This window comes from Marinomonas sp. (assembly GCF_965225885.1).
In the GTDB taxonomy this organism is placed as follows: Bacteria; Pseudomonadota; Gammaproteobacteria; order Pseudomonadales; family Marinomonadaceae; genus Marinomonas.
In genome coordinates this window covers 1,894,994-1,919,737 of the sequence record NZ_OZ245329.1, presented here as the reverse complement: position 1 = coordinate 1,919,737, position 24,744 = coordinate 1,894,994, and the positions used below count along the sequence as shown (strand labels likewise).

Sequence of the window (24,744 nt, the reverse complement as noted above, 5' to 3'; positions counted from 1 at the left end):
AAAGGCTTTTCAAAAGACAGTCACGTTCACTCAGTCATTATTTAGCACTAATAATAAAGACAACTAAAATAATAAAAGCTTTATCCCATGCTTCACTAATCTAATGAAAAACATACTTCACAAGAAGGAATAATATTGATGATTCAGAGAATCAAAGCCATGCCAATCACGCGCCAGTTAGCAGCGGTGGTATTTATAATATCGATCTTATGTTTTAGCTCATTAAGTTGGCTTGCATCAAATAAGTCATCAGCTGGCTTTATGCAAAGCATCGAACATGAACTAAACACCAGCTCTAGCCAAGGCGATATGCTGCTCGATTTTTATTACAACAATTTAGAAAGCAGTACGGATAGATTAGCCGATATCTTCTTTACGCTTTTCCCAAACGGCATCACGGTAAATGATTCTGAAACAATAAAAATTGGCCAATACGACAGCCCTCTTGCAACCAACTCCGGCGAGGCAATCAACCTCAACTTTAGCAAGCCAGATCAATTCACCAGCATGACAGGCGGCACAGCGACCGTATTCATCCGTTATGGAGATGACTTCCTTCGTGTTAGTACGTCCCTTAAAAAAACGGATGGCGAACGTGCTTATGGCACGCTATTAGGCAAGGGACACCCAGGTTATAAAAAGCTCATTAACGGCGAAATCTATTCCGGTCCTGCCGCATTATTTGGTCGTCACTACATGACCAAATATGTTCCCTTTAAAGATGCAAAAGGCAAAGTCATTGGCATTCTTTATGTTGGCTTTGACTATACAGAAGGACTAAAAAGCCTTGAGAAAAAAATTAATGGTCTCTCCTACGGTAAAACAGGCAAAGCCACCGTTATTAACCTAAAAGAAGGCAAAGACTTCGGCCGAGTCGTCATAGATTCAAACGACAAAGGTAAGTTGTTTACGGAACTTGGCTATAAAAACGCCGAAAAGAATTTGCAACTTATGAAAAACCAAGAGAGTGGAACCTTCTTTACAGAGCAAACGATTAACGGTCATCAACAACGAAGCATCATGGCTTTCAGCAGAGCGGATAACTGGAATTGGGTGATTCTAACTGGCGGCCCCATTGACGAATTTACCGTGGTGGCTGACTCGGTTCGCAACAGTCTGATTATTATTTCACTGGTTTGCGCGCTTATTCTTGTGCTTCTGGTTGCCTACCTTACACAACGAATTCTTTCCCCTTTGAAACGTGTTGGCCAAGATCTACAAGAACTAGGCAATGGCAATCTGTCTACACACCTTTTTGAAAACGGGCAAGATAATCAAACCCAAAGCCACAATGAAATTGATATTCTATTCAAACATGGCCGAAACACCATTACACAATTAAGATCCATGCAAATGGAAGTGCGATCTTGCATGGAGTTACTCACGCAATCCAGTCATAAGGTACAAGACACCGCAACGCTTACCGCTAACGGCATGAAAAAACAACAAATAGAGACAGATCTTGTTGCCACCGCCATGAGCCAAATGGTGATCGCCGTAGAAAACGTCTCACAGCATGTCAATGAAACAACCAATGAAACTCAAAAAGCCGATCAAGAGACCAAAGAAGGCACGTTAGTAGTAAACAAAGTTGCTACCGACACGCAAAGCCTCGCCAACGTTATCGGTCATGCTTCTACTGTCATGCAAGAAGTCGAAAAAGAAAGCGTGAGCATTGGGTCGGTTCTGGATGTGATTCGTAGCATTGCCGAACAAACTAACCTACTTGCATTGAACGCCGCCATTGAAGCGGCTCGTGCTGGAGAACAAGGACGAGGCTTTGCAGTGGTTGCAGATGAGGTAAGAACACTTGCAACTAGAACTCAAACGGCAACGGCTGAGATCGAAGGTATGATTCATCACCTTCAGGAGCTTTCTAAAACTGCGTCTACAGAAGTTATTTCAGGCCGAGATCAGGCTGCAAATAATGCTGAAAAAGCACTAGCGGCGAGCAAAGGATTAATGAAAGTGACGGAATCGGTCAGCTTAATTAACGCTATGTCGATTAACATCGCAAGTTCCATTACCGAGCAATCTGCTGTGGCAGTTAGCGTCAACGAGAATATAGACAACATCCGCAATGTCTCCAACGATACAGCGAATGGTGTTCAAGAAATGATGGCAACGACAGAAACACTTTCTGAGGTGTTAGACAAATTGAAATTGTCGATTGAGCGTTTCTCGCTATAATTGCGAGCACAATAGACTGACGTAAAAAAAGCGAGTAGACAATATCTACTCGCTTTTTTTATGGGGCGATATTTATCTCTAACGTTCTTATCTAAAAATACGTTCAGACCAAACGGTTAAGCCTGCCGCCACACTACCAAAGTGATCGCCATCCAAAACAGGAATGTCACCGATACGCTGCTGAATCGCCTCACGAATCACTGGAGATTTGGCCGAACCACCTGTCATATAGATCAAATCTGGCTTCTCGCCAGCTTGTTCTATGGCCGCCGTCATTAGATTCAACATCTTCTCAAGTGGTGATGCGATGGATCGGGTCAATTCATCACGAGTGACAGTCGACGCCAAACCTTCTTCGATATAGCCTAATGATGCAAGGTAACTCTGGGCGTCAGATAAGGCGATCTTGGTTTCTTCGGCACTACGCACAATATGATAGTTATGTTTTTCTTCTCGCATGCGCAAGAAGCGCTCAATCAATTTTGGCTGGGCAGCGTCTAAACGCAGCTGATTTATTTGATTCTTGGTTTCCATACTATTGAAGGTAGCGATAGCCGATACATCATTGGTGGTGACCGCATTCCAATACAGCTGAGTCGGCATGGGCAAACCAGTTTTTAACAATGAGTCCATACCAAATAACGGCATGAAATGTTTGCCAGCAATTTGAATATCCAGATCGTTACCACCAATCCGCTCCCCTGTGTGCGCTAAAAAATCACCGCGGCGGTCTTCTTTATTAAGATAATCTGGCCCCATTCGAACCATGGCACAGTCCGTCGTACCACCACCGATATCGACAACTAAAACCGTTTTGTCTTCTTTCAGTGTGACTTCAAAATCCAAACCGGCGGCAATTGGCTCATAAAGAAATTCGATTTCTTTAAAACCTGCTCGTTTACCGGCTGTCGTTAGAATTTCTAATGCTTGGCGATTGCTTGTTTCGGCGTCAAGACCTTGGAAATTCACAGGGCGACCAATAACCGTATGAGTAATCTCTGCACCCAAGCTTTTTTCGGCGCGCTGTTTGATGTTTTGCATCATCACAGTCACCACATCTTCAAAAAAATGAATATGCTCTGTGCGTAGCCCAACACCACCAAGAAAAGATTTCGGTGATTTTACAAAGTAGCCTTCTTCAGGCCATTGGAAGTATTCATCAAATGCGGCACGTCCAAAGAATAACGTTTGATCGTCATCCGCAATGTCTTCTTCGTAGCGCGCGCGTTTGGCTCTTGTTAAAGCATTCGTACGTAATTCGGCAAAGGCCTGTCTTGAATGAATGTTTTGTAGACCTCTTCCGACCGCTTCGGTAATTAAGTCACGATCCAAGGCGTACAAAGTGGAAGGCAGAAAAGAATGGGTTCCTTCTAAAGCGACCAAGCGCACAGCAGAATCCTGCACAATACCTAATGCACAATTCGATGTTCCGTAATCAAATCCACAAATCATCTAATATTTACCTGTCATCGCTAATTACAAAGGGTCGCGGACGATAACAGAAAGACCGAAAAGTATCAAAGCTCTAAGCTGTACTATAAGAACATTACGCTAGATAACATAAAGTCGCAGTGAAATAGCAATGCCTCGTATACAATAAATGATTAAAGCATTATCGCATTTGACACCATGAAGTCAGGAGAAAAAAAATGCACCTTTTCCTACAGGCGAAAATCACCCTTCAATCCATTATTGTCGCGATAATTATCGCTCTTGGTGTAGGCGGAGTCTCCTTTTACGCCTTTATGACTGACAGTGATGCTCGCATCAAGTCGGAGGCCAGCTCTCAAGCTAATGCGATTTCTACCTATATTAACAGTTGGTCTGATGACCGTATCAGCGCCATGCAAGCCGTCAAACAAAAAATAGAAGCATCCCTACAAGAAAACCCAGACGTAAATGAAAAAGATATTCTTAATATCTTGCAACAAGCACAAACAAGCTTGCAGTTCGGCTTAACTTTTTTGGGTTTAGAAAATGGCGCTATGTATCGCCATGATCCATCTTTGAACAGCGCAGACTACGACCCTCGTAAACGCAGTTGGTATATTGATGCAAAAGCTAAAAATAGCGCTTACGTGACTGCACCTTATATCTCAGCATCAATCAAACAATTGTCAATGACCTTTGTTGAACCCATTACTATTAATGGCAAGTTTGTTGGCGCCATCGGCGGATTGGTATTTTTAGACAGTGTCTTAGACAGCATTTTAGCCATGAAAGTAGCGGGTGACGGTTATAGTATATTATTCGATGGTGACGGCAAAATAATCGCTCACCCGAATACAGATAGAATTTTGAAAGATGCTACAGATTTATCTCCAATATTAAGCAGCGACTTCTTTAAAGGTGTCCGCAACCAAGCCAAATTTACTGAGCTTAATTTAGACGGTAAAGACATGGATATGTACGCCAGTAATATCAAAGGCAGCCCTTGGGTATTAGGCCTAGTGATGGACAAGAATGTTTTAAATGCGCCTCTTGTTAGCTTGGGTACCAATATTCTTATCGCGGTGTTTGTTTTGCTTTCTATTGCCATATTGGTAGTCATTCAAGTCACCCGATTCCTACTTAAAGATTTACGCCGTGTGTCTGACAGTATGTCGCAAATTGCAAAAGGTGACGGCGATCTTACACAACGATTAACAGCCAGCTCGAAAGATGAAATTGCGATTTTAGTGGATAACTTCAATACGTTTGTGGCCTTGTTGCATGGCACAGTGTCACACCTTAAAAAGATTGGCCATGATTTAGCGGGTCAAGCAAATGCCGCTCATACCTCCTCTAGAAACAGCTCGCTTAAACTAGAAGAACAGCAACACAATATTTCGATGGTGGCGACTGCTATTCACCAAATGGCACAAGCGACACAAGAAATCGCCAGTAATGCGACGAATACTGCAATAAATGCCGACGAAACGGTAGCGGCAAGTAATGTTGGTCAATCGCAAGTTCTAAAAAGTCAAGAAAGCATTAGAACATTAGCGGCAGACATACAAGACGTGGCCGATGTCATTAACGACCTGAGCAAAAACGCCGATGGTATCAATACCATCTTAACGACGATTTCAGGCATTGCTGAACAGACGAACTTACTAGCGCTAAACGCCGCGATTGAAGCCGCCCGCGCAGGCGAACAAGGACGAGGCTTTGCGGTGGTTGCTGACGAAGTACGAGTCCTTTCTCAGCGTACTTACAGCTCGATTGAAGAAATTCAAACAATGATTGAGTCTCTGCAAAAAATAACGAAAGACGCAGTAGGCAAAATTCAACTGAGCCATACCAGAGCTAACAATAGCGTTGAAGATGTCAATCAGGCAAAGGCGAGCCTAGACAAGATTCAAATATCGGTTACTACAATCAACGATCGGGCGGCACAGATTGCAACAGCAACAGAAGAGCAAACCAGTGTTACCGCAGAAGTGAATCAAAACACAGCTGACATACAGCAAGGCTCAACTGAGTTGGTTGCTCTTGCGGCTGAAAGTGCCGCTCGTGCAGAAGAACTAAAATCTCTTGCGGATGACCTAACTAGAAACATCAACCACTTTAGGACATAAAGAATAAATAGCAAAAACGCCCAGTCAGACTAAGCCGAGCTGGGCGTTTTTTGCTTGTTATGGTTACTCATTAATACCAATCACACTAATGGCGAAACCCCAATAATAGCCTGATGCAGGTAAAAGACGATAGCAAACCAAGAAACCATAGCAAAGGTGAAAGCGGCCAAATCAAACTGAACACCAGACTCTTGATCACGTACTACACCAGCTTTTCGGTCACGACGGCGGTAAACAGCAAAGCTAACAATAGACCAAACCAAGAAACTACCGAAGATAATAACATCGGCCAAGGTTCCGTTGCTGATCAAATGGGCAAATGCCCAAATTTTAACTGCGATCAACATTGGATAGCCTACTTTCTTTTTCATTGTCGTATTTGGCACTAAAGCAGAACCCACGAAGAAAAGCGCAACTAATACAAGTAAGCCAGCCAAATGGCGAGTCCAGACAGGGGGAAACCACAACCACACAGGCTCAATTCGAACTTGCATATACCCCATAATAATCAAACCAAAAGCAATCAATGTGATCATGCCAAAACGCATTTTCCAGCGCATTTCCCCATGTCTTGCCATGCTCGACTCTCGCCATTTCGGTGCTATCAAGCGAACTGAATGAACGCTAAAGAAAATGATCAACCCTAAAACTAAAATCAACATATGAACTCAATTCCTAAACAGTAAACAAAAACCAGAACGACTATTTTCAACCAGAAAACAGCTCCCCATAGGGGTAAAAAATTATTGAAAGTAAGAGTACCTTGTTTTCAACAATTGAAAAGCACTTTCCTAACGCTGAATCTGTGATTAATGGCGCAGATAAAGCTCAATCTTATGACTAAAAAAACCACAAAAAGCATGACAAGCTGTAAGAAAAGCCGAGTAAAATACTTTTTCCAACAGAAAAAATCTATACTTTAACCTCCTACAGATGACACAAGGTGACGTTTTTTTAGAATGGCAATCAATACAGGCGATCTAAATAAGCTTGTGGACGAGAAAGTCACAAGTCTAGGCAATGATATCCTTGCTGCTATTTTACATAGCGCAGAAGATATAATAACGGGGCAAGGCTGGTTAGAGGGAATAAATAAACTGCTAGCTGAGCTGGGAAACATCACTTCAGTAAGCCGCGTATGGATTTTTCAAACACTAGACATTCAAGATAGCCATATTGTTCAAGACTACGCGTTTGAATGGTATTCCCATGAAAAGTACAAGCAAATTGGTTTACCCCATTTCAATCACTTCAAGTCACCACTCATTGAGCCTGAATATATTGCCTTAATCGAAAGCCGAAAACGAGGTGAATATCAAAGTGTGGTGACGAATAAACTGCCTGATGCGTGGTTGAAGAAACACCTGAGAAGCCAGGGCGTTAAGGCTATGTTGACCATTCCCATTATTATTGAAAACCAATGGTGGGGAACGCTTGGTCTGGACGATTGCGAAAGAGAATGCATTTGGACCGCCAATGACATTACGTTACTTCGGACAGCGAGCTACTTTATTTCCAGTGCAATAGTTCGGGATAATCATAGAGCAAAACAAAACCAACTTAACATCCTCAAAGAAAATATCTCTTGTAGCAGTTGGGAAATGGACAGCCGCCGTGGACATCTTTGGTGTACCTCTGAAGTTCTTAACCCTGATGAAAAGCTTGTCACACGCCAACTATTTACCTTTAAACAATGGCTAAAACGTATTCACCCTGAACATAGAAAACCGTTTTTAGATATTGCCAAACACTTTTTAAAATTCTCGACGCCCACTCTTCGTTATGATCTCAAAATCATGCGCTCAGATGGTCAATATCGTTGGATAGAAATCTCCTGCAATGCCGTAAAAAATGAAGAAACATCAAACAATACCATTGCCGGTATTTATTGGGACATCACCAAAAGAAAAACCGATGAAGAACGCCTTCTGCTGGAAGCAACCACAGACTCTCTCACTGGTTTGATAAATCGTCGTAAATTTGAATCGATTATCAAGACACAATTTGCACCGCTAACGCGCCACAAACGCCCATTTTCATTGGCAATTCTTGACATTGACTTTTTCAAAAAAATTAATGATCGATATGGGCATTCTGTAGGAGATCATGTACTTACTCAATTTTCTCAAACATGTAAAAAAAACGTTCGACCTACAGACTTCCTAGCCCGCATCGGCGGCGAAGAATTCGCCATTCTTATGCCAAACACCAATCAAAATGACGCACAAAATCAGCTAGAAACCTTGTGTCGAGAGGTTTACCAAACTCCCTTCATATATCAACAGGAAACCATAACATATTCTGTTTCTATTGGTTTTACCGTTATTGAAGACGCTTTGATACAAGCTAATGCTGCATTTGAAGCAGCAGATTACGCTCTATATCAAGCAAAGCACACGGGTCGTAACAAAGTCATATTAGGATAAATTATGTTTAAAAATAGTCTCTTAATGAGCAAAATCCAAACTACAGACACCTTGATTAACAATCAAAACTTGGAGATATCAGACTAACAAAAAGAGATAGCGCCAAAAAAGACCCACTACGCGGTAGAAAACAGCCCCTTATTTGCACTAGAATACGCTCTTTTACGGACAGGCGAGTAGCCATGATCAAGACTCCTTATTACCTTATTGATAAAGCGGCACTTCTTAAGAACCTAGAGAAGATCGCTTATGTGCGCCAGCAGTCCGGAGCCAAATCTTTGTTAGCTCTTAAATGCTTTGCTACTTGGTCTGTATTTGACTTAATGCAAGACTACATGGATGGCACCACGTCTTCTTCTCTATACGAAGTTAAATTGGGCAAAACCAAGTTTCAAGGCGAAGCTCATGCTTATAGCGTGGCCTATTCAGACGATGAAATCGACGAAGTATTAGATAACTCTGACAAAATCATTTTCAATTCCATTGGTCAGTTCAATCGCTTTAAAGAAGCCAGTAAAGATAAGACCCGTGGTTTACGTGTTAACCCACAAGTGAGTACATCTGAATTCTTGATTGCCGATCCAGCTAGGCCCTTTAGCCGCCTTGGTGAATGGGATCCAGAAAAAATCGCCACTGTAATTGACGATATTTCAGGTTTTATGTTCCACAACAACTGTGAGAACAATAGTTTTGAGCGTTTTGATGAAATGCTAACTCTTATCGAAGAGCGCTTTGGCCATTTGATTCAACAAGTAAAATGGGTCAGCCTTGGTGGCGGCATTCACTTTACTGGCGAAGGTTATCCAATTGATAAATTCTGCCAACGTCTAAAAGAGTTTGCCGAAAAATACGACATTCAAGTCTACCTAGAGCCTGGTGAAGCCAGCATTACCAAAAGCACCACTCTAGAAGTGACTGTATTAGACACACTATTTAATGGCAAAAACTTGGCTGTTGTTGATAGTTCCATTGAAGCTCACATGCTAGACCTACTGATCTACCGTGAAAACGCTAAAATGGCGCCTTGCGATGGCGAACATGAATACATGATTTGCGGAAAATCCTGTTTGGCAGGAGACATTTTCGGCGAATTTAAATTTGATAAAGCACTGCAAGTGGGCGACCGCCTGTCTTTCCAAGACGCAGCGGGTTACACCATGGTGAAAAAGAACTGGTTTAACGGTGTTAAAATGCCGTCTATTGCCATACGCCAATTGGATGGCAGCATAGAACTTGTAAAGGAATTTGGTTACAACGATTTTGAGCAGAACCTGTCTTAATTCTGCTTCGGTTAATAATTTTGGAGTAAGCACTACCATGAAAAAAAATGTACTCATTATTGGCAGCGGAGGCGTGGCACGTGTCGTGGCACATAAATGCGCCCAACACAATGACACACTGGGCAATATCGCAATTGCTTCGCGCAGCGTTTCGAAATGCGACGATATTGTATCCAGTGTCCTCGACAAAGGCAGCATGAAGGTAGAGGGCCGCATTCAAGCATTCGCCCTAAACGCTCTTGACGTGCCAGCAACCGTTAAACTGATTAAAGAAACGAAATCCCAGATTGTTATTAACGTTGGGGCAGCGTTTATCAATATGTCTGTGCTTGAAGCTTGTTTGGAAACGGGGGCAGCTTACCTGGATACTGCTATCCATGAAGACCCAGCAAAAATTTGTGAAACGCCACCTTGGTACGCCAACTACGAATGGAAGCGTCGCGACGCTTGTAAAGAAAAAGGCATCACCGCCATTCTAGGTGTGGGCTTTGATCCAGGTGTAGTAAACGCTTATGCCGCGCTTGCTTATAACGACTACTTCGACAGCGTAAGTGATATCGATATCATTGATATTAACGCAGGTAGCCATGGCAAATATTTTGCGACCAACTTCGATCCAGAGATTAACTTCCGTGAATTCACCGGTCGTGTCTACTCTTGGCAAGACAGTGCGTGGCAAGAAAATAAGATGTTTGAAGTAAGTCGTACAGACGATTTACCTGTCGTCGGCAAACAAACAGCCTATATGACAGGCCACGATGAAGTTCACTCTATTTCACAAAACTTAGACGTACCAAACGTGCGTTTTTGGATGGGCTTTGGTGAGCATTACATCAATGTATTCACTGTATTAAAAAACCTAGGTTTGCTTTCTGAGCAACCGGTTAAAACAGCAGAAGGACTTGAAGTTGTTCCGCTTAAAGTAGTGAAAGCCGTCCTACCTGATCCTTCATCTCTTGCGCCAAATTACACAGGTAAAACCTGTATCGGTGATGTGGTAAAAGGCATCAAAGATGGCAAAGAGAAAGAAGTCTTTATCTACAACGTAGCGGATCATAAAGACGCTTACAACGAAGTGGGTAGCCAAGGTATCTCTTACACTGCTGGCGTACCACCTGTTGCGGCTGCCATCCTAGTTGCCAATGGCACATGGGATGCAAAAGAAATGCGTAACGTCGAACAACTTGATCCTAAACCTTTCCTAGGTTTGCTAAACGAGATGGGCTTACCAACTCGTATTAAAGACGAAAACGGCGACCGCCCTTTTACACTTTAATAGCTAAGACTAGCGATCAATACCAAAAAATAACCCCGCATTAGCGGGGTTATTTTTATCGAAACTTTTATATTTTTCTAGTGACTTATAAACCGCCATCTTCAATTTTATTACTCAAGACCACAATATCATTTAAAGAAACTGGCTTAGAAATATAATAGCCCTGAAATAAGTCACAACCCTTATCCGTAAGGAGTTGATAAACATCTCGCGTTTCTACGCCTTCAGCAACAATAGTATATTGGTAAGAATCTGCAATTAAGATCAAAGAATCAACAATCGCACCATATCCTTTGTCATTTTGAATACCGCTTACAAACCCTTTGTCTATTTTAATTTCATCAGCAGGGAAGTTAATCAGTTGCTGAAAAGAAGTATAACCCGTACCAAAATCATCAAGAGAAACTCGGCATCCCATACTACGGATGTCACTCAGTGTTTTAATGCAAGTAGCATCTATATCGAGTAAAAAGGTCTCCGTTATTTCTAAACAGAGTTTTTCGAAGCTAATACCGCTTTTCAATACTCGTTCTTTAAAATGATGGACGAAAGAAGTATCCAATAACTCTTTAGATGAAATGTTAATAGAAAGTGTAAAATCCTCACGCAATTCAAATATTTTAAAGTCAGCTAATGCTTTTTCTATCACCATAAAATCAATATCACGGATAAGCCCAGTCTCCTCTGCAACCGACACATACACTTCTGGCGATAAACTATAGAGCTCCGGCAAACTGCAACGCAATAACGCCTCTACTCCCACTATTTTCTTTGATGAAGCGCGATACAATGGCATATACAAAAGGTAGAAAGCATCTTTTTTAAGTGCGACTTTAATGAGACTTTCTAAATGAGCTTTCTTCTCTGCTTCTCGACCAACATCGTTAGTGTACAGCTGCAGAAAAGACTTACTATTGAGGATGGATTGGATGGATATTTCTGTACGCTCTAATATTATTGCTTTATTTTCTGGCAGAGATATCTCTTCACTCACCCCAACCTTCACATCCAAACATAGATCGCCTAACCCAATAATATTTATTGATGTTATAAGAGAGTCAATAAAGTCTTTTTCTATTTCTTCCGAAAAACGTTCGCCTTTTTTAATAAAAACAAGATCATTTTCATTCAATCTAGCGCTTAAATAAAATTCAGCTCTATAGCGTGGGGCATTTTTTCCAATAACTTCATTTAACAAATGATTGGCTGTCGAAAGGCCAAAGTGACGCAACAAACTCTGCCAATTAATGATTTTTACACGGTATACCGTCGTTTTTTTTCCTATATATTTCGAATATTTCAGCTCAAATCCCAAAGCATTAAATAAGTCAACATAAGAGTCTCGATAAGCTTGGCCTTTGAGTTTTTTAAGCTCTTTATATTTGATAATCAAATATAAAACACATGCTAGCGCTGCGACAAAAAGCCATAACACTGTCAGAATCTTATACAATAGATTTTGATTAATTATCTTTCCTGATATTTTAAGATCAGACAAAGACATTGAATATTTACCTGGGGATAAAACCGGCATCTCATTAAAAAAGAATTCAATACTACTTACATTGCTTATGTCATAATAAGCCAGTTCGAAAGGCACTCGGTTCATATCTTCCCACCAAGTTTCAACTTTGAAACGAGTCAATGGAACGACCTTATTCCCGTCAGCCTTAATTCGAACAGCATGATATTTGTATTGTGTACCTAGCTTTGCAATCTCTTCTTTAGAGCTGAGATTTGTTCTTACAAAAACGCGAATGCGTTCATCATAGCTTTTACTCGTCGATGCCTGCGTAATATTAAAATCTAAAGAGTCAAAATCATTTAAAGAAAAACCAAAACCATTATTATCTGGCAAACCAACAAATATTCCACAAATATCATTACCAACGACTTTCACCCAACACTCAACAAGAAAGCTATTTTTTTTCCTTGTTAAATTAACGTCTGTGCCAGATGCCTCAATGACAACCTCATTTTTTTTGGCCATCTCAATGAGATCGAGTGTTTTAATATTGTATTGGGAGTTTGCAAACAGAACTACAAAAAAACTAAAGAAGAGCAAACATAAAAAAATCATTTTATATGTTTTTTTCAATGCAAGCACTTCCCTGAAAAGACTCATATACAAATACCTATATAAAAGGAAATAAGTCGCTAGATTTAAATCTACTATTGATAGATTCGAATAAAACACATTACAGATTGTTTACAATCATGTCTAGTACGTTGATAGCAGAATATTTAAAGCCTCCCTCTATTACTAAGAGCTTTCTATTTTCTAGAAATAGAATCATCGAGTCGAGTATTAAGAGTAAAAACGATTTAAGAAGGGATTATCAAAGTGGAGCAAAAGAGCAAGAAAAACTAACTAAAGGAATATTATTCCATTTAGTTAGTTTTTAATACAACGTAAATCATATTATCGATGAGCAAATGCTGTTTTCGTGCAATCGCCATCAATTTTGTCTTTTTCTTCTTCCAAAATCTCGTCGGTGAACTGTCCCATAAAGCAACAACAAATTCCTTCGCCAATCATGGTACGCGGGCCCATTGGGTGACCAATGTGTTTGTACACACCATGACTATGACCATGATCGTGTGAATGACTATGCGAGTGGCCGTGGCTATGTGAGTGCCCATGACCATGTGAATGGTCATGATGCTTCAATACCAAAGAATGTCCGTGATCAGCATGATCTAACGCTTGAACCAAGTTGGTAAAGTGTTTGGTGTCAAATTCCGACAAGCCTTGTGTATCGTCCTGTGGGTCAACAAACTCTGCGTGGTGGTGGTGAACATCTACTTCGCCTGCCGCAAGGCGACGTTTGAAGGAATTCATTAAGGTCTCTTCGCCCGTTTGTAATTCGCCCTGCATGATCTCTTCCACACGGTTCTGGAAGGCATCGATAACACGAGAGTGATCGCTCAAGTAATGGGTTTGAATCAATTCCACTTCAGGGTTCGCTTCGGCGACTTTGTTCACATAGCCTTGAATACGCTTGATCAAACGACCTGTAAATAAGAAATATGGCGCAACAACGATACGTTTAAAGCCAAGCTTCATTAGCTTTTCAAGACCTACACCAACTGATGGGTAAGTGACACCGGAATAGACAGTGTCCGCCCAACCAAAGCCCATATTTTCATTAACGATGCGCGTTAACTTTGCCGCTTCGGCATTGGCAGAAGTATCGGACGTACCACGACCGACAACCACCAATAGGGTGTCATAAAGATTTTCTGGTGGGTTTTCTGGATCAAGACCAAGGGATTCATAAATACGCGCTTGGAACGCTTCTATCATGTCATCTTGTAGGCCTAATTCACGGCCATAAGTCACCTTTAAACCAGGGTGTTTTTCTTCGTATGTGGTTAACACAGAGGGAATATCGTTTTTCGCATGAGTCGCCGCAAACAACATACCTGGCACCGCGTAAATCTCCTCAACGCCTTGGTTCACCAAGCTATCTAATCCCATGTGAATATTCGGCGCAGAAAATTCTAGAAAGCCGTATTCCACAGGAAGATCTGGATAACGCGCTTTAAGCCCTTTTGCCACTAGGCCAAATTCACGTTCTGCGTCTTTATCACGACTGCCGTGACCACAAATCATAATGCCCTTTTTGGCCTGTTCTTTATTGCTCATTATTTCTCTCTACTTTAAATCGTCTTAGCTGATAGTAAGTGTAACGACTAACAGCAAGGTTACCAGAGATCTTCTGCCCAAGATCACTGACGTTGTTCTTGCTGCTGATCTAAATCAAGCAACAAGGATTGAATTTTTTCACGGTGCTCATCGGCATTTTGCCACATGCCACGCTGTATGGCTTCTAATAAGCGCTCACCCATTTCTTCCAGAGCGTGGGGGTTATTATCGCGCATAAAAGCTTGGTTGTCTGGATCCAGCAACAATCGATCGGTCACTTGCTCGTATTGATAATCCGCCACCAGATCTGTTGTGGCATCATAAGCAAACAAATAATCCACCGTGGCGGTCATTTCAAACGCACCTTTATAGCCATGGGTTTGCATGGCTTCGATCCATTTCGGGTTTAATACTCGTGAGCGCACCACACGATTAAGCTCTTCTTTTAAGGTACGAATTTTTGGTGAACTCGGGTTGGAGTGATCGCTGTGATAAACGCTCGGCGCTTGGCCGCTAAACTCGGTGACAGCGTTGGTCATGCCTCCTTGGAATTGATAATAATCGTCTGAATCGAGAATATCGTGCTCGCGATTATCTTGGTTTTGCACCACCGCATCCAGTTGAGACAAGCGCTCAATAAAGGCGTCTTTCGCTTCGACACCTTCGCCTTGGTTTTTAACGCCATCGTTCTCAGCGTCATCGCTATAAGAACCATAAGCATAACCGCCCCAGTTTACATACGCTTCGGCAAGATCCGCTTTGGTGTCCCAGCAACGCTCATCAATCAAACCTTGTAACCCAGCACCGCACGCACCCGGTTTGCTACCAAATACGCGATAAGTGGCTTGACGGTTTGACTCAGTTTCACTCATACCTTGAGCGAGCAATTTACTTTTGCGCGCTTCCACATTGGCGCGAATAACATTGCCAGTTCCGGGTTCTTGATAGCCGGCGATGGCTTGTACGGCCGCATCATAGAGCCGCATGACGTTGGCAAACGCATCACGAAAAAAACCTGAAACACGCAAAGTCACATCCACTCGCGGACGACCTAATTGCATGCAGGAAAGGATTTCAAAGTCGGTCACACGGTTTGATCCCGGTGCCCAAACCGGACGAACACCCATCAGCGCAAAAGCTTGAGCAATATCATCGCCGCCCGTTCGCATGGTGGCGGTTCCCCACACGGACAGACCTAGATCTTTCGGGTAATCGCCATGTTCTTGTAAGTGTCGTTGAATCAGCGCTTCGGCCGACATCTGACCAATCGCCCAGGCCGCAGGGGATGGAATCGCCCGATTATCCACAGAGAAAAAATTACGCCCTGTTGGTAAGGTATCGAGCCGACCACGTGTGGGTGCGCCACTTGGGCCAGGGGGAATAAAGCCACCTGCCAAGCCTGTTATTAACGCTTGGATTTCATCACGAGCGCTTTGCTGCAAAGCGACTAACAGGCGTTTTTTGCTATGGGCTAATAAAGCGGATATTTGAGGTAACTGTGCTGCTAACTCATCTGTTGAATCGTCACCAATCAAATGGCTTAGCACCAGTAATTTGGCTAATAACTCTAAGCGTTCTTTAGTATCCGCGTGGGTGCGCCAATCTAATTCACTAATGGTTTGTAAAAGCTCAGGCTTATTACCAAACCAAGGTGTTCGCTCACTTTTCATTGGATCAAAATCTTCTTGTTCCAATGAAAAGTCTTTTACTAATGCATGGAGAATCCCTTGACTGGTGATTTCACTACCCCGTGGTAAACGTAACAAGGCCACCAGCGTATCAGCGAGTTTATCGTCTTCAGGCAATTCCCCTAGTCGATGCAAACCGTGGCGAATTTGTGCTTCTTTTATCTCACATAAATACGTATCTAGCCCTTCCAGTACAGCATCGTCATTACCGGATTCAACGACTGTAAGCTCTTCTAACAAATGGGACTCTTGAACTTTTTTGAGAATCTGCTCGCGCAGCCAGGTTTCTCGGCGCACGTCCATTCCCATGGCTTGGTAATATTCGTCTACTAAGTTTTCTAACTCGGCCATGTCGCCATAGGTTTCAGCACGAGTCATGGGCGGCATAAGGTGATCGATAATCACCGCTTGTGTGCGGCGCTTGGCTTGCGCGCCCTCACCCGGATCATTGACGATAAAAGGGTAAAAATGTGGCATTGGACCCAACGCAATATCTGGCCAGCAAGACACAGACAAGGCGGTTCCTTTGCCTGGCAACCACTCTAGATTGCCATGCTTGCCCACATGCACAAACGCATCCACCTGATACACATGACGCAACCAAAAATAGAACGCCAAATAACTGTGAGGCGGAATCAGATCTGGGTCGTGATAATTCGCCGCGAGATCCAAATTAAAACCACGCGCCGGCTGAATGCCTACAAAGGTTTCCCCTAAGCGAATCCCCGCCAACATGATGCGACGCTGGCCGTTTTGTTCACGGCATTTATGATCGTTTTCCGGTGGCCCCCAGCGATCCCAAACAGCGTTCTGGCATTCCAACGGTAACTGATAGAAATATTCTAAATAATCTTCCAAGGCGAGGCTTTGCCAGCAACCCCGTTCATGCAAGGTGTTAGGGTTATTAGTCACCGCGCCCAGTAATTCTTCAATCAAAGCATTGCCATGATCGGGAATATTATCGATAGGATAACCGGCTGCTTCTAATGCTTTTAATAAATTCACTGCCGAAGCTGGTGTGTCTAAGCCTACCCCATTACCTATACGACCATCTTTGGTTGGGTAATTGGCTAACACAAAAGCGATGCGCTTTTCATGGTTTGGTTTGCTGGCTAAATTGGCAAAACGCTTGGCAAGTTGAGCAACAAAACGCGCACGCTCTTGGTGTAACTCATAACGTACTAAATCCACTTGGGCAATGTCGTTGAAATGACTCAAAGCTTTAAAACTGACAGCACGAGTGATGATACGTCCATCCATTTCCGGCAAAACAATTTGCATAGCCACATCACGACTGCGCAGGCCTTGAGTTTGCGCTTGCCAATCCGCTTCAGTACTACCAGAAAGAATCAACTGTAAAACCGGAATCGGTGAGGCAAACGCGGATTGAAAATCCGTCGGCTCAGAGGCTAAATCTGGGCTACCCACTCGATTCGCCGCAAAGCCGGTGGTGTTTAAAATCACCTTGGCTTGGGTTCGATCCACCAGCGACTCGATCAAACCCACCGACACATCGTCTTTGAGAGAACTCACCGCCACGGCCAACGGCACCAGCCCTTCTTGCTCTAGTATCTCAATCAAGCCATCAAACATAGCGGTGTTGCCACTTTGCAGATGAGAGCGATAAAACGCCAAGATGGCAACAGGACGACCTTGCGCTAGCCAATCTGCATAGTGGTTCTGCCACTGGACAAAACCAGACGAATAACCGGCATGATAAATAAGCGCACTGGGTAAAGGCGTTGGCTCTTGCCAAGGGCAAGGTTGATCAGAGTATCGGTCGGTGAGGAAATAAAATAATTGCTGGGAGTTTGTTTGACCGCTTTCACGCAGATAGCGCCACACTCGATGGCAGTCTTCTGGTTGTGCGGTAGATACCTTCATTAGCGATGGATCTTGTGAATCGTCCCCTGGCACCACAATCAGTGTTCGGCCAGCTTTGGCATTGGCCCATTCTTGTAAGCGCTGAAAACCATATTCCCAATAGTGCTCGCCACCAAGTAGAGAAACAACCACGACTTTAGCGTGATCGAGCACCTTGTGTTCGTATAAATCGTAAGCAGCCGGTTTGACCAACTGCATCCAATTGGCAAGGCGAACACTTGGTAATCGGACGTCGTCCAATCCATCATTGGTGCTATTGAAAGCACTCTTTAAAAGCAGTTGATCTAAAGCACTACCCAAAGCACCGAGCACACTATCAGCCGCCGCCAAAATCACTAAGTCTGCTGGGGTTTGTCCAAGATCGACAATCCCTTCATCGTCAACAAAGCCACCCGGTTTGGCTGCTAATAAGTGCACGGTTTCTCCAATTGTTTTACTAAATCAATCTTGTCATTCGATTATTCGACACTTATTCACAACGTCACGAGCGAAGCCAAGACGAGGCAAAAATAGACGAGAAAGCGGAGTTTATATTCATAAATGAGCAATTCGAGTCTATTTTTAACAAAGTATTGGCGAGCGCAGTCGTTGTGCTTAGATATCAAGCACTCAAAGCATCATGCAGAATATTCTCAATCTGCTCTTTACTGATACCTTTACCGATAAACACCAACTGTGTTTTACGTACTTCTTCTGGTAGCCATAAACGGTCAAAGTAACGATCTACTCGAGTTCCTACCACTTGAAAAACCTTACGCATTGGCTTGCCATGCACAGCTGCAAAACCTTTGATCCGGAATATGTTGTGCTCTTCGACCAGCTGAGTCAGGGTCTCTTGCAAAAGATCAGACTGAACTTCGCCCAATGTCACCACAAAAGAATCAAAGTGATCGTGGGCATGATCGTGATGCGCGCCATGAGCGTGATGATGATCGTGGTGGTTATGCACTTCGTCGATACGGCTTTCAGTAGCGGCGTCAATGCCTAACAAGACATCCAATGCCGCTTCGCCATTTTCGATATAAACAGTTTTGACTGTACTTGGCACTTCATGAGCAATAATTGCCTGTACACGAGCGCGCTCTTCATCGTTCAGTAAGTCGTTTTTACTCACCACCACTAAATCGGCTGCGCTTAACTGATCATCTAACAATTCTTGCAAGCTAGGATCATGATCGAGACTTTCGTCAGCTTGGCGTTGTGCTTGAACTTTGTCTTCGTCATGAGCAAAGCGGCCTGCGGCCACAGCAGCACCATCAACCACGGTAATCACCGCATCAACTGTGCAATATTCTTTAATGCCTGGCCAGTTAAAGGCTTGCACCAAAGGTTTTGGTAACGCTAACCCGCTGGTTTCAATCAAGATATGATCAATATCACCACGACGAGCAACCAGCTGCTGCATTACTGGCAAAAACTCTTCTTCTACCGTACAGCAAATACAACCATTGGCCAGTTCATAAAAGCCGTCATCACTACGCTGGCTTCCCTCTTCCACCCCTTCTGGGCAATCGAGAGGACAAGAACGCAGTAGATCTGAATCGATGTCTAACTCGCCAAATTCATTGACGATCACAGCAATACGTTTGCCGGCCGCTTGCTTTAGCACATTGGATAATAAGGTGGTTTTACCACTGCCCAAAAAGCCAGTCACAATTGTTGTTGGTATTTTATTCAATTGCATGATTCATCCTTCTTACTTTCAGGGATAGTATTTTAAAATTATGATTTTTTAGACTTATGTATCTTACGGAAAATGTGCGCTTGCCCTTTATCGTATAAGTAGGAATCGGCGAAATCTTCTGTGTCTAATACCTTCCCGACCAATATCAAACTGGTGCGAGTAAATTTTTTCTCTCTTACTTTGGCAACAATATCCGCCAAAGTTCCCACGACATAGTCTTGATCTGGCCAACTTGTGCGATAACACACAGCAACAGGGCAATCTTCACCATAATGGGGAATAAGTTCTTCGACGATTTTATGGATACGAGTAATACCAAGGTGGATCGCTAAGGTCGCGCCACTCTGTGCCAAAGCCGGCAAACGTTCGCGCTCTGGAAAAGGCGTTTTCCCCTCGTAACGCGTCATAATAACGGTTTGTGAAACGCCCGATAAGGTCAATTCTTTGCGTAATAAAGCGGCTGATGCGGCAACAGCACTGACACCAGGAATCACCTCGTAATCAATATCTAACACTTCCAAACGACGAATTTGCTCACCAATCGCACCATACAAAGCGGGGTCACCAGACTGCAAACGAGCAACGTCTTTGCCCTCTTTTGCAGCTTGTTCGATTACCGCGGTGGTTTCATCTAGGTTCATTTCCGCCGTATCGTAAATTGCTTCGGCAGAACCACGGACACTATCGATCACCTGTGGTGGAATCAAAGAACCGGCGTAAAGCACAATTGGACAACGTTCCATGGTTTTGACTGCTTTTACCGTCATCAAATCTGGATCGCCTGGGCCTGCGCCAATAAAGTAAACCTTCATGCATTTCCCTTACTTATTAACTTTTATGCGTGCCTTAAAGCTTCTTGGAATAGCCGCGCGGCGTATATATCCAATGCTTATCACCATTGACTATGTGTTGGGTGTCGGCGTTTCCGACACTGACCATAGTGAACATATCGACATCTTTGGCATCTAATTCGCCAAGCGTCGTAAAGGTAATCTCTTCTTCAGGGCGAGTTAACTGACGTCCAATCATGACTGGTGTGGTAGCAGGACGATATTGCAGTAAAACATCACGAGCGTGATTCAATTGCCAATCGCGTTTTTTCGAAACAGGGTTGTAAAAAGACACCACAAAATCGCCAGCGCCACAGGCATGCAAGCGTTTATCGATGGTTTCCCAAGGAGTCAATAAATCGGACAGAGAGATAGTACAGAAGTCATGGCCTAGCATGGCGCCAACTCGGCTTGCTCCGGCTTGCATCGCCGAAATACCGGGAATGACTTCGATGTCCACGTCCAGCCATTCAGGATGATTCTCTTTGCCTTGTAATTGCATGTCCAGCAATTCAAAAACTAACGTTGCCATGGCATAGATGCCGATATCACCACTTGAAATCAAGGCAGTGTTTTTGCCTTGGGCGGCCAAATCAAGCGCTAAACGCGCACGCCCAATCTCTTCACCCAGAGGCAAGTTATGAAAGGTTTTTCCTTCGCTTAACTCACCCAGTAAATCCAAATAATAGCCGTACGCGACCCAATCACTGCAAACTGCTAATGCTTTGGTGGCATTCGGCGCCACCAAACCTAAATCACCGGGCCCCATGCCCATTACAAATAACTTGCTCATTCACTCTCTACACTATAATCAAGCGCCACAGGGCGCGAATGAGGCCATTGTACACGGATTACAAATTTGACGGGGTGAAAACACCACTATTTGAAATGAGTGATGTTCAGGTTTAGGATTCAATACGAACAAGACGACAGTGATTTTTTTCTACGCCATTAAACTCCAATTCAGCCTCATCGCCATGAATCCAAAAAGATAGACCTTCACCCAAATAAAATGCACCAGATGCACTTATTGCATGGGTTAGTACGTAGTTTTTTTCCTTCCAAGACAATTGGGCTTGTTCTGCATGGAAAAATATATTTAAAGGCAGGTTATTGCAGAGATAGTCGGCCTCATTAGTTTGAGCAACGTCTTCCGTTTCATCTTCCGTTTCATATACATCTTCATCTAAAAAAACGCTTTTATTAACACTGCTGCAAGCAGCCAGCCCAAATAAACACGAGCCGAGCAAGACGCTTTTTAAAAGTAACTTTTGTATCTGCACTGTATGAGACTCCATTCTAAAAACCTTAATAGACCAACCACCTATTCCTGACCAAAAGGTTCAGTGAATATTATCAACTCATTGTATATCGACCCAAATAATAAGCTCTACTGGGTAATATCAATTAGTTAGTTACTTTTTGTTACGTAACGGTCTTTTATCAATTATCAACCGTTAAATTGTCATAAAATCACCACAATTGGCAACAGCACACACTTTGACAGACAAGGATGAAAACGAGTATATTTCCCCAGTCGGATTTATTCGACTTCGTTCTCGGGGCGGGGTGAAATTCCCCACCGGCGGTAAAGACTTTGTTTAAACTAAAGAGTTTAAACAAAAATCTAAGCCCGCGAGCGCCTTTAAGAAGCCTTTCTTTTAGGGTCAGCAGATCTGGTGTGATTCCAGAGCCGACGGTTACAGTCCGGATGATAGAGAGCGCGTCAGACAAGACCTATATTAGCACAGCACTTTTTGCTGCGCCCGATTTAAGGTATGCCATTTTAACATGGTGTATTTGCCTGCCCGTTCGCCCTGATTCACCTTAGATATTTAGGATTAAAAAATGAATCAGAGCTCAACGAATAACATTGATTTCACTCCAGCTACAAAACGCATCGCTATTCTTCATGCCTCTTGGCATACAGATATTGTATTGAATTGCGTGGAAGGCTTTAAAAACGAACTAATCTCTCGTGGATACGACTCTTCTTTAATTGACGTTATCCCCGTACCTGGTGGCTACGAGATTCCATTACAAGCAAAACTACTAGCGAAAAGTGGACATTATTCCGCTATTGCTGGCACAGCATTGGTTGTAGATGGCGGCATTTACCGTCACGATTTTGTTGCTCAGGCGATTTGTAATGCTTTAATGCAAGTTCAATTGGAAACGGAAGTACCTGTCCTAACGGCAGTATTAACCCCTCACAACTTCCATGAGCACGACGAGCATAAAGAATACTTCAGCCGTCATTTTGTTAAGAAAGGCATTGAGCTGGCGAACGCCTGTGATCAAACCATTCGCTTGACAGAAAAAGCCAAAAAAATGCTCTAAGCATTTGCCTTAGAAAGTACTAGGTTCGTAACAACGGCTCCTATTTCATGAGATACGAGTCATGAGATGCGAGCCGTTTTTTTGTTTTAGCTTACCTAACATATATTAATAAAACGCATGCGACCGAAGCGCTTTATAAAGATCGCCATTTCGATCTTCACTGGCACACAACCCCAGCATATCATCGATAAAAAAGCCTAAAGCTCGTCGCTCTATTCGCTCAATTCCTTGTTGCTGCTGTAGAGATAAATTGGCATATTTTGATGCCGCCCCAAAGTCACCAAACAAGACATGACCTTCTTCATTGATCAAGGTGTTATGGGCATAAAGGTCGCCATGGCTGACTTTTTTCTCACAAAAATGCGCCACTAGTTGATCAACTTGCTCAACAATTCGGACAATTTTATCTATCGAGAATTGCTGCTCTTCAGAAAAGGTATCACGTGTACAAGACACAAAACTTGGTGGCTGCCCCAGATTCGTATAATGCGCTGGAATAAGTTCCATAACTAGCGCAGAACAATCCTCCTCCGTCACCTTGGCAAGCGGTTGAACCAAGTTATTGTGGCTTCCCACAACAAGGCATGCATCAAGTTCATCCTCAGGGTAACCATCACTGGTCACCTCACCTTTAAATACTTTGACGGCTATAGAGTCAGAAAAATTAAAGGTATTTTCTCGCCAAGTCGCGAGAGAAATAACACCCGATGCGCCTTGCCCTAATACTTGATGCAATTCCAAATCACGAAACTGAACCGTTTTAAACTCATTATGCGGATCACGCTCAGCACAAAATGGGTTGCCAGAAAATGCCAACCAAGCCAACCGAGGTAGCTCTAATAATACATCAGGAAAAGCCGCTAGTTGATTAGCCGAAAGTCGAACCAATTCCAAATTTCGACAATTGACGATGGAATCAGGCAGTGACGTTAATCGATTCCCCGCTAAAGCCAGCTTTTGTAGGCGAACCAGTCTTCCAAAATCCTCTGGAAGAGAAGCAATTTTATTATCGGTAAGAATTAGCCAACGGGTCTGTGTAGGCAACGAATCAGAAGATACGCTAGTAATTTGATTGCTTTTAAACCCAATCATCTCCAAGTTCTCACATTGCCCTAGAATCTCTGGCAATTGAGTGAAGCGATTATTCGAGCAAAAAAGTATACGCAGTTTTTTAAGACGTGATAAATCCGCTGGCAGCGAGCTTAAATGGTTATTCGATAAATCTAAAATTTCTAGGCTGTCGGCGAGATCAAATATAGCCTCGGGAAAAACGCTTAAGTTTTCGGATAACTGTAGACGAGTAACGCCTTTCAACTCTCCACGATTAAGTTGGTCAAGTGTGTGCAAAATAGAACTCTTTCTAAACAATAATTTATACGCATTATAACCAATTACATGGGTGGAATGGTGGTTATCAAGTCTGTCGTACCAACATTGATGCCCATTTGAGAAAGTAAGGTAGTTATCTGGCCTCTATGATGGGTTTGATGATTAAAGAAATGCTGTAACACCAAACCAAATTTTTGCGACCTATCGTCACCTTTCATATTTTTATACGCAAGTGCCGATGCCAGCATCTCATCTGTTACTTCATTAATAATGGCAATAATCAATTTGTCTAACTCGAAACGCTTATTTTGCAATAAGAGTAAATCATCAAACAACTGAGAATTAAGCGCAGCCGGACGCTCCAGCACACGAACACGATCTAGACTAGAAAGCTCAGAAAAATGATCCGCGAAACGCTTCAACCAAATAATATCCGCCGCGAGATTATGATTAAGCGTACCTAATACAGAGCCAAAAAATGCGCCTTTATTTTCAACTAAATCAGCATGGCTCAGCTCGCTAACCGCTTTATAAATCGCCTTATTCATCCATTGATTATACGATGCCATCAACTGCATATTTTCTTTTACTGACACGATAGCCCCTCC

The 24,744-nt window shown here is 43.0% G+C and carries 17 protein-coding genes and 1 riboswitch; of the genes, 6 read left to right on the top strand and 11 right to left on the bottom strand.

The genetic code is table 11. From position 1 onward, the window contains the following. The first annotated feature begins 138 nt into the window (after positions 1–138). Positions 139–2,190 (top strand): methyl-accepting chemotaxis protein, encoded by a 2,052-nt coding sequence (locus ACO05V_RS09075; protein WP_421849948.1) that lies wholly within the window; start codon positions 139–141, stop codon positions 2,188–2,190. Between the two features lie 87 nt (positions 2,191–2,277). Here ACO05V_RS09075 and yegD read toward each other — a convergent pair whose 3' ends face one another. Beyond that, positions 2,278–3,642 (bottom strand): molecular chaperone, encoded by a 1,365-nt coding sequence (gene yegD / locus ACO05V_RS09070; protein WP_421849946.1) that lies wholly within the window; start codon positions 3,640–3,642, stop codon positions 2,278–2,280. Between the two features lie 197 nt (positions 3,643–3,839). On the opposite strand from yegD, the gene ACO05V_RS09065 reads away from it, so the two are divergent. After that, positions 3,840–5,750 (top strand): methyl-accepting chemotaxis protein, encoded by a 1,911-nt coding sequence (locus ACO05V_RS09065; protein WP_421849943.1) that lies wholly within the window; start codon positions 3,840–3,842, stop codon positions 5,748–5,750. 80 nt (positions 5,751–5,830) lie between these two features. Here the strand turns inward: ACO05V_RS09065 and ACO05V_RS09060 are convergent, their stop codons facing one another. Further along, positions 5,831–6,412 (bottom strand): NnrU family protein, encoded by a 582-nt coding sequence (locus ACO05V_RS09060; protein ID WP_421849940.1) that lies wholly within the window; start codon positions 6,410–6,412, stop codon positions 5,831–5,833. 297 nt (positions 6,413–6,709) lie between these two features. On the opposite strand from ACO05V_RS09060, the gene ACO05V_RS09055 reads away from it, so the two are divergent. From ACO05V_RS09055 to ACO05V_RS09045, 3 genes are all read left to right on the top strand, one after another. Next, positions 6,710–8,176 (top strand): diguanylate cyclase, encoded by a 1,467-nt coding sequence (locus ACO05V_RS09055; protein ID WP_421849937.1) that lies wholly within the window; start codon positions 6,710–6,712, stop codon positions 8,174–8,176. 182 nt (positions 8,177–8,358) lie between these two features. Beyond that, positions 8,359–9,456, top strand: coding sequence for a carboxynorspermidine decarboxylase (nspC, locus tag ACO05V_RS09050; protein ID WP_421849934.1), 1,098 nt, complete (start codon positions 8,359–8,361; stop codon positions 9,454–9,456). A 37-nt stretch (positions 9,457–9,493) separates the two neighbouring features. Continuing rightward, complete coding sequence (locus ACO05V_RS09045; protein WP_421849931.1) at positions 9,494–10,732, top strand: saccharopine dehydrogenase C-terminal domain-containing protein; 1,239 nt, start codon at positions 9,494–9,496, stop codon at positions 10,730–10,732. Positions 10,733–10,817: 85 nt separating this feature from the next. Here ACO05V_RS09045 and ACO05V_RS09040 read toward each other — a convergent pair whose 3' ends face one another. The 7 genes from ACO05V_RS09040 to ACO05V_RS09010 all read right to left on the bottom strand — a co-directional run bounded on the left by ACO05V_RS09040 (position 10,818) and on the right by ACO05V_RS09010 (position 21,765). Next, the gene (locus ACO05V_RS09040) at positions 10,818–12,857 is read right to left on the bottom strand and encodes an EAL domain-containing protein (protein ID WP_421849928.1); all 2,040 of its coding nucleotides are present in this window, start codon (positions 12,855–12,857) and stop codon (positions 10,818–10,820) included. A 297-nt stretch (positions 12,858–13,154) separates the two neighbouring features. Further along, the gene (locus ACO05V_RS09035) at positions 13,155–14,381 is read right to left on the bottom strand and encodes a sirohydrochlorin chelatase (protein ID WP_421849925.1); all 1,227 of its coding nucleotides are present in this window, start codon (positions 14,379–14,381) and stop codon (positions 13,155–13,157) included. Between the two features lie 83 nt (positions 14,382–14,464). After that, positions 14,465–18,370, bottom strand: coding sequence for a cobaltochelatase subunit CobN (gene cobN, locus ACO05V_RS09030; RefSeq protein ID WP_421849922.1), 3,906 nt, complete (start codon positions 18,368–18,370; stop codon positions 14,465–14,467). Positions 18,371–18,554: 184 nt separating this feature from the next. After that, entirely contained in the window at positions 18,555–19,637 is a 1,083-nt protein-coding gene (gene cobW, locus ACO05V_RS09025; RefSeq protein WP_421849919.1) for a cobalamin biosynthesis protein CobW, read from the bottom strand. 38 nt (positions 19,638–19,675) lie between these two features. Continuing rightward, complete coding sequence (gene cobM / locus ACO05V_RS09020) at positions 19,676–20,449, bottom strand: precorrin-4 C(11)-methyltransferase (RefSeq protein WP_421849916.1); 774 nt, start codon at positions 20,447–20,449, stop codon at positions 19,676–19,678. 34 nt (positions 20,450–20,483) lie between these two features. Further along, complete coding sequence (cobJ, locus tag ACO05V_RS09015; RefSeq protein WP_421849912.1) at positions 20,484–21,260, bottom strand: precorrin-3B C(17)-methyltransferase; 777 nt, start codon at positions 21,258–21,260, stop codon at positions 20,484–20,486. A 112-nt stretch (positions 21,261–21,372) separates the two neighbouring features. After that, entirely contained in the window at positions 21,373–21,765 is a 393-nt protein-coding gene (locus tag ACO05V_RS09010; protein WP_421849909.1) for an MliC family protein, read from the bottom strand. A 253-nt stretch (positions 21,766–22,018) separates the two neighbouring features. Next, positions 22,019–22,194, top strand: a riboswitch (FMN riboswitch). A 121-nt stretch (positions 22,195–22,315) separates the two neighbouring features. On the opposite strand from ACO05V_RS09010, the gene ACO05V_RS09005 reads away from it, so the two are divergent. Then, the gene (locus tag ACO05V_RS09005; RefSeq protein ID WP_421849906.1) at positions 22,316–22,807 is read left to right on the top strand and encodes a 6,7-dimethyl-8-ribityllumazine synthase; all 492 of its coding nucleotides are present in this window, start codon (positions 22,316–22,318) and stop codon (positions 22,805–22,807) included. A 105-nt stretch (positions 22,808–22,912) separates the two neighbouring features. On the opposite strand, the gene ACO05V_RS09000 is transcribed toward ACO05V_RS09005, so the two are convergent. Then, entirely contained in the window at positions 22,913–24,154 is a 1,242-nt protein-coding gene (locus ACO05V_RS09000) for a leucine-rich repeat domain-containing protein (RefSeq protein WP_421849903.1), read from the bottom strand. 44 nt (positions 24,155–24,198) lie between these two features. Next, the gene (locus ACO05V_RS08995; protein ID WP_421849900.1) at positions 24,199–24,732 is read right to left on the bottom strand and encodes a DinB family protein; all 534 of its coding nucleotides are present in this window, start codon (positions 24,730–24,732) and stop codon (positions 24,199–24,201) included. Positions 24,733–24,744 lie beyond the last annotated feature (12 nt).

Bases quoted from the DNA above. Each gene is read 5' to 3' on its own strand.
- ACO05V_RS09075 (WP_421849948.1), top strand. From the start codon at position 139: ATGATTCAGAGAATCAAAGCCATGCCAATCACGCGCCAGTTAGCAGCG.
- yegD (WP_421849946.1), bottom strand. From the start codon at position 3,642: ATGATTTGTGGATTTGATTACGGAACATCGAATTGTGCATTAGGTATT.
- ACO05V_RS09065 (WP_421849943.1), top strand. From the start codon at position 3,840: ATGCACCTTTTCCTACAGGCGAAAATCACCCTTCAATCCATTATTGTC.
- ACO05V_RS09060 (WP_421849940.1), bottom strand. From the start codon at position 6,412: ATGTTGATTTTAGTTTTAGGGTTGATCATTTTCTTTAGCGTTCATTCA.
- ACO05V_RS09055 (WP_421849937.1), top strand. From the start codon at position 6,710: ATGGCAATCAATACAGGCGATCTAAATAAGCTTGTGGACGAGAAAGTC.
- nspC (WP_421849934.1), top strand. From the start codon at position 8,359: ATGATCAAGACTCCTTATTACCTTATTGATAAAGCGGCACTTCTTAAG.
- ACO05V_RS09045 (WP_421849931.1), top strand. From the start codon at position 9,494: ATGAAAAAAAATGTACTCATTATTGGCAGCGGAGGCGTGGCACGTGTC.
- ACO05V_RS09040 (WP_421849928.1), bottom strand. From the start codon at position 12,857: ATGAGTCTTTTCAGGGAAGTGCTTGCATTGAAAAAAACATATAAAATG.
- ACO05V_RS09035 (WP_421849925.1), bottom strand. From the start codon at position 14,381: ATGAGCAATAAAGAACAGGCCAAAAAGGGCATTATGATTTGTGGTCAC.
- cobW (WP_421849919.1), bottom strand. From the start codon at position 19,637: ATGCAATTGAATAAAATACCAACAACAATTGTGACTGGCTTTTTGGGC.
- cobM (WP_421849916.1), bottom strand. From the start codon at position 20,449: ATGAAGGTTTACTTTATTGGCGCAGGCCCAGGCGATCCAGATTTGATG.
- cobJ (WP_421849912.1), bottom strand. From the start codon at position 21,260: ATGAGCAAGTTATTTGTAATGGGCATGGGGCCCGGTGATTTAGGTTTG.
- ACO05V_RS09010 (WP_421849909.1), bottom strand. From the start codon at position 21,765: ATGGAGTCTCATACAGTGCAGATACAAAAGTTACTTTTAAAAAGCGTC.
- ACO05V_RS09005 (WP_421849906.1), top strand. From the start codon at position 22,316: ATGAATCAGAGCTCAACGAATAACATTGATTTCACTCCAGCTACAAAA.